Here is a 1,698-nt window from a genome sequence, read left to right as displayed (position 1 = left end):
GCAATAGAACGCGATATCAAACGGGAAATCCAGTTCGCATTTAGGCTAAGGTTGTAGCCCGGAGCCGGCAGGACTTTCCCGCCGGCCGATTGCCAGACGGCCCGCGTGAAAGCGGGCCGTTCGGTTGGATTTCATCAGCTACTGAAAGAGCTTCATGGCGTTCAGGAGCGTTTGGAAGACGCCCATCAGCAATGGTATGCCTACGAAGATCCAGGCTGCCGCCACTTTCCAGGCCGGCGTGCGTACGATCGTGTCTGTCATTGCATGTTCTCCTTCATTCTGCCGCGGCAGCCAACGCGGCGCCGCCGGTTGCTTCAGCTTTGAGATGGTGGCGTTTGTCGACGGCCTTGATCAGCAAGTTGCAGGCGAAGCCAAGTCCTAGCAATCCAGCCATGATGTACATGGTCACGTTGTAGGCCTGCGCCTGAGCAATACCGTGGTTGATGTTGTATTCACGGATGTAGTTGATCAGGACCGGTCCGAAGATACCTGCGGCCGACCATGCGGTCAGGACGAAGCCGTGGATGGCGCCGACATATCTGACGCCGAACAAGTCCTTCAGGTAGGCCGGCACCGTGGAGAATCCGCCACCGTACATGCTGACGATAATCAGGAAGCAGAATACAAACAGCGGCACATTGCCGATGCCGGCGGCAAACGGCACGGTGATGTACAGGCAGATGCCGAGAATGAAGAATGTAAAGTAGGTGTTCTTGCGGCCGATGAAATCGGACACCGTCGCCCAGCAGAACCGTCCACCCATGTTGAAGATGCTCATGAGGCCGACCAAGCCAGCTGCCGCGACGGGCGTGATGACGCCGGGGAACATTTCCTGGCTCATCGCCGAGGCTTGACCAAGCACACCGATGCCAGCAGTGGTGTTCGCGCACAGCACGATCCAGACAAGCCAGAACTGCGGTGTCTTGATGGCGTCGTAGACGTGGACGCTGTTGGTCGTGATCAACTTCTTCGGCTGTGCCGGAGCAACGTAGCCATCAGGCTTCCAGTCCTTTGCAGGGACCCGCACCAGCGTGGCGCCCACCATCATGAAAAGGAAATATACGCAGCCCAAGGTGATGAAGGTATTCAGGACACCTACGTCGGTAGCCGTTGCAAACTTTGCCATCAGCCAAACAGAAAGCGGAGAAGCGATCATGGCGCCACCGCCGAAACCCATGATGGCCATGCCGGTCGCCATGCCTGGACGATCGGGGAACCACTTGATCAGCGTCGATACTGGGGAGATGTAGCCGATACCGAGCGCGCATCCTCCAAGGAATCCGTATCCGAAGTATATCAGCCAGATGTTGTGAAATTTCACGCCGAGAGCCGACACGAAGAAGCCGCTCGCCCACAAGACAACTGCCGTAAACCTTGCCTTGCGCGGACCGCCTTCTTCGACCCAGCGGCCGAATATTGCGGCGGACAATCCCAAGAACACCATCGCGATGGAAAATATCCATCCCAGTTCCGTCAGCTTCCAGTCCCCGGCGGCTGATTCAGTTATTCCCTGAAGCTTGGTCATCGGGAGATTGAAAACACTGAATGCATAGGCTTGCCCGATGCATAGATGGACGCAAAGTGCTGCCGGTGGAACGAGCCAACGATTGAATCCAGGCTTCGCCACAGTTCTGGATCTATCCAGAATGGGTATGATAGACTTCGAGAATTGCTCAGCAGAATCTAATCTTGCCACCT

2 protein-coding genes are annotated in these 1,698 nt (G+C 56.4%); both read right to left on the bottom strand.

Annotated elements, in window-relative coordinates; genetic code table 11:
* Positions 1 to 138 precede the first annotated feature (138 nt).
* On the bottom strand, positions 139 to 261 hold the full coding sequence (locus tag WBF63_RS06605; RefSeq protein ID WP_274533329.1) for an MFS transporter small subunit: 123 nt from the start codon (positions 259 to 261) through the stop codon (positions 139 to 141).
* Positions 262 to 274: 13 nt separating this feature from the next.
* A partial coding sequence (locus WBF63_RS06600) for an L-lactate MFS transporter (protein ID WP_424368922.1) occupies positions 275 to 1,698 on the bottom strand: 1,424 nt, incomplete at its 5' end.

Source organism: Moheibacter sp., assembly GCF_049672845.1.
GTDB lineage: Bacteria > Bacteroidota > Bacteroidia > Flavobacteriales > Weeksellaceae > Moheibacter.
Note: the sequence above shows the minus strand (reverse complement) of the source record. Positions and strands in the feature narration are given on the sequence as shown.